The organism is Bradyrhizobium sp. (assembly GCF_035484855.1).
In the GTDB taxonomy this organism is placed as follows: Bacteria; Pseudomonadota; Alphaproteobacteria; order Rhizobiales; family Xanthobacteraceae; genus Bradyrhizobium.
This window is the reverse complement of the sequence record NZ_DATHOP010000105.1, coordinates 20372-27116: the sequence shown is the minus strand read 5'-3', so window position 1 is coordinate 27116 and position 6745 is coordinate 20372. Positions and strand designations below refer to the sequence as shown.

The 6745-nt window shown below is 64.7% G+C and carries 7 protein-coding genes; 4 read left to right on the top strand and 3 right to left on the bottom strand.

Features of this window, described 5'->3' with window-relative positions:
- A partial coding sequence (locus tag VK804_RS12420; RefSeq protein ID WP_325371113.1) for an ABC transporter permease/substrate-binding protein occupies positions 1-1415 on the bottom strand: 1415 nt, incomplete at its 3' end.
- Positions 1412-2200 carry an ATP-binding cassette domain-containing protein gene (locus VK804_RS12415; protein ID WP_325371112.1) on the bottom strand — a complete coding sequence of 263 codons (789 nt, stop codon included), beginning with the start codon at positions 2198-2200 and terminating at the stop codon, positions 1412-1414. The genes VK804_RS12420 and VK804_RS12415, both read right to left, overlap by 4 nt.
- 285 nt (positions 2201-2485) lie before the next feature.
- Here VK804_RS12415 and VK804_RS12410 point away from each other — a divergent pair, with 285 nt between their 5' ends.
- From VK804_RS12410 to VK804_RS12400, 3 genes are all read left to right on the top strand, one after another.
- A complete protein-coding gene (locus VK804_RS12410) occupies positions 2486-3310 on the top strand; it encodes an ABC transporter ATP-binding protein (RefSeq protein WP_325371111.1) in 825 nt (274 codons plus the stop codon).
- A gap of 76 nt (positions 3311-3386) precedes the next feature.
- Positions 3387-3953: a YbhB/YbcL family Raf kinase inhibitor-like protein gene (locus VK804_RS12405; protein ID WP_325371110.1), complete on the top strand. Its 567-nt coding sequence runs from the start codon at positions 3387-3389 to the stop codon at positions 3951-3953.
- Positions 3954-4119: 166 nt separating this feature from the next.
- The gene (locus tag VK804_RS12400; RefSeq protein WP_325371109.1) at positions 4120-4908 is read left to right on the top strand and encodes an ABC transporter permease; all 789 of its coding nucleotides are present in this window, start codon (positions 4120-4122) and stop codon (positions 4906-4908) included.
- Between the two features lie 108 nt (positions 4909-5016).
- On the opposite strand, the gene VK804_RS12395 is transcribed toward VK804_RS12400, so the two are convergent.
- Positions 5017-5469, bottom strand: a complete 453-nt coding sequence (locus VK804_RS12395) for a cupin domain-containing protein (RefSeq protein ID WP_325371108.1) — start codon at positions 5467-5469, stop codon at positions 5017-5019.
- A 242-nt stretch (positions 5470-5711) separates the two neighbouring features.
- On the opposite strand from VK804_RS12395, the gene VK804_RS12390 reads away from it, so the two are divergent.
- Complete coding sequence (locus tag VK804_RS12390; protein ID WP_325371107.1) at positions 5712-6740, top strand: ABC transporter substrate-binding protein; 1029 nt, start codon at positions 5712-5714, stop codon at positions 6738-6740.
- Positions 6741-6745: the final 5 nt, after the last annotated feature.

Here is a 6745-nt window from a genome sequence, read left to right as displayed (position 1 = left end):
GCGTGGTCCTCGGCGCGTTTCGGCGAGATCAGGACGATCGCATCATATGGCGGGATGGCATGCTTGGGGTCCTCGAGTACCACCAGATCGTATTTCGCGATCAGCCCGTCACTGGTATAGCCGGCGATGACGTCGACTTCTCCCGAAGCAACCGCGGCGTACATGAAGTCCGGCTGCATCTGCCGCTGCGCGCGGAACGAAAGACCGTAGGCCTTCTGCAGCGCCGCCCATTCCGGCCGCGAGAAGAATTCATAATCGCCGGCGATCGACATCGTCGCCGCGCGGGACGCGAGGTCGGCGATGGAACGGATGCCGAGCGCGTCGGCGCGCTTTTTCGGCATCACCAGCGCATAGGCGTTTTCGAATCCGAGTTCGCCGAGCAGGGTGATCTTCTGCTTCGCCAGCGTGGTTTTCAGATCGGCGAGCAATTCGGCGCGCGGCTTGGTGTCGGTACGGTGGAACTGGTTGGCCCACAGCGTGCCGGAATAATCGACATAGACGTCGATATCGCCGGTCACCAGCGCATCAAAGATCACGTTGGAGCCGAGACCCTCGCGCGTGGTCGCCGAAAGCCCCGCCGCCCGCAGCCGCTGTGCGATCAGCGCAGACAGCACATATTGTTCGGCAAAGGTTTTGGCGCCGACGATATAGCTCGATGGCGGACGCGCCAGCGAGGGCACCAACGTTGCTACCACCAGCGCCGCGATACCGACAACCCCAAACGCCGCGCGCAGCCGGCTACGCAAGCGCAAGCCCTTTTCGATCAGGGCCAGCAATTGATCGACCGCTAGCGCCAGCACCGCCGCGGCAAGGCAGCCGAACAGCACGAACACCCAGTTCTGGGTCTGCAGCCCCGCAAAGATGTAATTGCCGAGGCTGGTCTGCCCGATCGGGGTGGACAGCGTGGCGGTGCCGATCACCCAGACCGCGGCGGTGCGGATGCCCGCCATCATCACCGGCAGCGCCAGCGGCAGCTCCACGGTGAACAGCGACTGGCGCGGCGTCATGCCGACGCCTTGGGCGGCTTCGAGAATCGCCGGATCGACGCTGTGCAGGCCGGTGATGGTGTTGCGCAGCACCGGCAGCATCGAATACAGCGCCAGCGCCAGCACCGCGGGCAAAAATCCGAACGCTGAAAAACTGAATCCGAACCAGGCAAGCGACAGCGACGCCAGCGCCAGCAGCAGCGGATAGAACAGCGCCAGCAGCGCCAGTCCCGGCACCGTCTGCACGATCGAGGCGAGCCCGAGCAGCGCGCCGCGCATTGCTCGACGATTGCGTGCCGCAATCGCAAGCGGCAGGCTGACGAGAAGCCCGAGCGCCAGCGCCGTGACGCTGACGCGCACGTGATTGCCGAGATAATCCGGCAGATGCGCCAGCGCCTCGCCCCAGCGCGGATCGGTGAAAAGATTCATGCCGCGCCATCCCCCGGCAGCAGGATTTTGAGCCGCTCGGCCTGCCGTCGCGGCGTGCTCAAGAGCTCGGCGACGTAAGGGTCAGCGTTGCGCGAAAGCTCCAACGGCGTGCCCTGCGCCACCAGCCGTCCGGCGCGCATCACCGCGATGCGGTCGGCGAGCAGGATGGCTTCCCCCATGTCATGGGTGATCATGACCGTGGTCAGCCCGAGTTTTCTATGCAGCGCGCGAAAATCGTCGCCGAGCGCATCGCGGGTCAGCGGATCGAGCGCGCCGAACGGCTCGTCCATCAGCACGATCTTCGGCCCTGCCGCGAGCGCCCGCGCGACGCCGACGCGCTGGCGCTGCCCGCCGGACAATTCATGCGGAAAGCGCTCGCGATATTCTGTCCGATCGAGCCGCACCAGATCGAGCAGTTCGTCCACCCGCGCGGAAATTTTTGGCGCAGGCGTCCCCGACAGTTTTGGCGTGATCCCGATATTGGCGGCGACGCTCAGATGCGGAAACAGCCCGCCGCTCTGGAACACATAGCCGATGCGGCGGCGCAGCGCGACCGGATCGGCCGCGCGCACGTCCTGACCTTCGATCGTGACGGTGCCGCTGTCCGCATCGATCAGTCGGTTCGCCAGCCGCAGCAGCGTGGTCTTGCCCGAACCGGAGCCGCCGACGATGGCGAGGAATTCGCCCGCGGCGACGTCGAGCGAGACGTCGTCCACCGCGCGAACGCGGCCGCCGTCAAAGCTCTTGCCGACATGCGCAAAGGCGATCAGGGGCGGCGTTGGCATGCGGTCCAGCCTCGTGCTAGCGGCTCTTACCCTCCCCTGGAGGGGGAGGGTCGGCTCACATTGCGCGAAGCGAAATGCGAGACGGGGTGGGGTGATCTCTCAACTCGGGCACCGTCCGCGGGGATAGACTGTCACCCCACCCCGCCGCTCATTCCATTCGCGTCGACCCTCCCCCTCCAGGGGAGGGTGAAGAAAGAGCCGGGCCTTCAGTACCATGTCGCGTGCCTGCGTTGAACTTATCCTTCACAAGCGCTAAGCCATCGTGCATATCTGGAGGGGACGAGGGTGGACACGGCAAAGCCAGTGGCGGTCGCGCTTGACGACGCGACGGTGGCGTTCCGTCTGGCGGATGGCCGCGTCTATACCGCGGTCGAACAGGCCCGGCTCAATGTCGCGCATGGCGAGTTTGTCGCCATCGTCGGCCCCACCGGATGCGGGAAATCGACGCTTCTGAACGTCGCTGCAGGCCTGCTCAAGCCGGCATCGGGCAGGGTGCGGATCTTCGACCAGCCGCTCATGGGCCTCAACCGCGAGGCCGGCTACCTGTTTCAGGCCGATGCGCTGTTTCCCTGGAAGACCGCGATCGACAATGTCGCAATCGGCCTGGAGATCGCCGGCGCGCCGCGCGCCCTCGCGCTGCAGCGCGCGCAGGGCTGGCTCACTGCAGTGGGGCTCGGCGCCTTCGGCAACCGCTATCCGCACATGCTCTCGGGCGGCCAGCGCAAGCGCGTGGGCCTCGCGCAAGTGTTGATCCGCGATCCGAAGATCCTCCTGATGGACGAGCCGTTCGGCCCGCTCGATGCCCAGACCCGCCAGATCATGGGCAATCTGCTGCTCGAATTGTGGAACGCCGACCGCAAGGCGGTGCTGTTCGTGACCCACGATCTCGAAGAGGCGATCGCGCTCGCCGACCGCGTCGTGATCATGTCGGCGGGGCCGTCCGCGCGCATCATCGGCGACTGGCAGGTCCAGATTCCGCGCCCGCGCGACATTTTCGAGGTCCGGCTGGACAAGGAATTTCATTCACTGCACCGGGAAATATGGAGTGTTTTGCGGGATGAGGTGTTGAAGGGCTATGCGCAGTCCTCGCAAGCGGCGGAGACTGGCTGACCGGCTGCCTTGATATCGGGGTGGCGAGGGTTACACTCGGAACCGATCAACAAAAATCAAAATGGGAGACGCATTCATGTTTCGACGCGGTTCAATTCTGGCCGGCGCGCTGGCGCTGGCGGCGATCTGCGGTTCTCACGATGCGCGCGCGGAAGGCGCGTTCACGCTGACCTCGCCTGATTTGAAGGATGGCGCGCGGTTTGCGGTGAAGAACGTCGGCAACAACAAGTCCAATCCGAATTGCGTGGGCGAAAACATATCGCCGGCGTTTTCCTGGGCAAACCCGCCGGAGGGCACCAAGAGCTTTGCGCTGATGATGTTCGATCCGGAAGGCCGTCCGCCCGGCGGCGTCAGCCATTGGGTGGCCTACGGCATCCCGGTATCCGTCACCGGATTTGCCGAAGGCGAGGTCTCCAAGGCCAGCGACAAATTCGTCGGCGGCACCAGCACGATGAAGTTGGCGACCTATTTCGGGCCCTGCACCCCGCCCGGCGCGCCGCATCACTACACCTTCACGCTGATCGCGACCGACCTCGAGCCAACCGCGCTCGCGCCCGGCCTGACCCGCGACGAGTTGATCAAGGCGCTGGACGGCCACGCCAAGGGTGCGACCGGTTTGGTCGGGACGTTCTCCAAGCCGTGATGCTGCAAGCTCGCCGCACGGCCGCGCACGCATGTCGTCCCGGCGAACGCCGGGACCCATACGCCGCGGCCGCGCCTTGTGGCACGCTGCCTGACGGCTTCCGCAACAACCATTCGTGGTTATGGGTCCCGGCCTTCGCCGGGACGACGCGAGATAGATGGTGGCGATGTCTCGCTTGAAACTCCTCGTCCTGCAGTTGCTGGTCGCCGTCGTGGCGCTCGGCCTGTGGCAATTGCTCGCCACCGTGCCGCTGTTCGGCCGGCTGTGGCTGCCGCCGTTCTTCTTCTCCAATCCGGTCGACGTCGGCAGCCAGATTGTCGACTGGTTCTCGACCGGCGTGATCTGGAAGCATCTCCTGATCACGCTGTGGGAATCGATCCTGGCCTTTGCGATCGGCTCGCTCTCGGGCGTAGCCGTCGGGTTCTGGTTCGCGCGCCAGCCGATCGTCGCCGCGGTATTCGATCCCTATGTCAAGATGGCCAACGCGCTGCCGCGCGTGGTGCTGGCGCCGATCTTCACGCTGTGGCTGGGGCTCGGCATCTGGTCGAAGGTGGCGCTCGGCGTCACGCTGGTGTTCTTCATCGTGTTCTTCAACGTCTATCAGGGCGTCCGCGAGGTCTCCACCACCGTGCTCGCCAACGGCCGCATGCTCGGCATGAGCGAACGGCAGCTGATGCGGCACGTCTACTGGCCCTCGGCGCTGTCGTGGATGTTCTCCTCGCTGCATACCTCGGTCGGCTTTGCGGTGGTTGGTGCGGTGGTCGGCGAGTATCTGGGATCGGCGGCAGGCCTCGGCTATCTGATCCAGCAGGCCGAAGGCGTGTTCGACGTCGCCGGCGTGTTCGCCGGCATGTTCGTGCTGTCGGCCTTCGTCATCCTGATCGATCTCGGCGTGACGATGGTCGAGCGGCGGTTGCTGGTGTGGCGGCCGGACGCGGTCGAGGGGCGGGGATAGGCCTTGCCGCCATTGCGAGGAGCGTAGCGACGAAGCAATCCATCTTTCTTAAGAGAGAAGGATGGATTGCTTCGCTTACGCTCGCAATGACGGTGAAGGCCGCGGTCGTCAATTCAACAGCTTGATATCATCCGGTGTCTGCGGCGGCGTCTTGATCGCGATCGCCTTGATCGTCCGCCCCGTGACCTTGGTGCCGCCATGGGGGGTGCCGTGCGGGATGATGACGAGGTCGCCGGGCTTCACGGCCACTTCCTTGTCGCCGAGCCAAATCGTTCCGGTGCCTTCGAGGATGTACTGGATCTCGTTGGCGTTGGGATGCATGTGTTTCGGCGTGTTGCCGTCCTGGATCGCGACGGTGGCGCCGTCGACGGCGACGAACAACTTGTTGCGCATGCCCGATGCATTGGCCGGGCTCAGCGCGTCGCCTTCCAGTTCACCGGTGTGAATGACCTGCGCCGTGATGTTCTCGGCGGCGGCGTGGGCGGGTTGCATCAAATGCGTGATGCCGCAGCCGGCGGCGAACGCGGCGGCGATCGATAGCGTCGTGGCGATGCGATTCATGGTCGGGCCTCCCCTTGTGGTGTTTTTGTGCGCCGATGTTAGGCCGCCGGGCCGGGCTTGACCAGCGGACGACCCGGCCAAGCGCGCTCGATACGACGAAAAGATCAATTGGCCGCGATGGAATAAACCGCGGGACCTGCCCTCAAACCGAAACCGGTCTCGCCCATGCTGCTTGGCACCAAAGTCGCCTTCTCAAGCCTTGCGCGCTGCTCTATCGTGCCGGCAACCCGATGGAGGAAATCATGAGAAAGTTGTTCGGCCGGCTGGCCGGAACGCTGCTGGTGCTGGTGCTGACGTCAGGATTTGCCGCAGCGCAAACCAGGATCACGGTGGCGATCGGCGGCGGCGCCTGCCTGTGCTATCTGCCGACGGTGCTGGCCAAACAACTCGGCGAATTCGACAAGGCCGGGCTTGCCGTCGAGCTGGTCGACCTCAAGGGCGGCTCGGACGCGCTCAAGGCCGTGCTCGGCGGCAGCGCTGACGTGGTGTCAGGCTATTTCGACCACTGCGTCAATCTCGCCGCCAAGAAGCAGGAGCTGGTCGCGTTCGTGGTCTATGACCGCTATCCGGGCCTGGTCCTGGTGGTCTCGCCCTCGCACAATGGCGAGATCAAATCGATCAAGGATCTGGCCGGCAAGAAAGTCGGCGTCAGCGCGCCGGGCTCCTCGACCGACTTCTTCCTGAAATATCTCTTGAAGAAGAACGGCCTCGATCCCACCAGCGCCTCGGTGATCGGCGTCGGCCTCGGCGCCACCGCGGTCGCCGCCATGGAGCAGGGCCAGATCGATGCCGCCGTGATGCTCGATCCTTCCGTCACCGTGCTGCAGGCCGGCCATCCGGACCTGCAGATTCTCAGTGATACCCGCACGCAGAAGGATACGCTTAGCGTATTCGGCGGCGAATATCCGGGCGGCGCGCTCTATGCCACGGCAAGCTGGGTCGCCACCCACGAGAAGGAAACCCAGGCGCTGACCAATGCGATCGTCAACACGCTTGGCTGGATCCATTCGCATTCGGCCGAGGACATCATGGCCAAGATGCCGCCGGAGATGGTCGGCAAGAACAAGGAACAATATCTCGCCGCGCTGAAGAACACGATCCCGATGTATTCGGAGACCGGCAGGATGGACCCCAAGGGCGCCGATGCCGTGCTCGCGGTGTTCAGCGAGAGTTCGCCTGAGGTCGCCAAGGCCCATGTCGACGTTGCGAAAACCTTCACCAACAGGTTCGTCGAGCAGGCCGGGAAGACGACGGGGATGAATGCGAAATAGGCCCG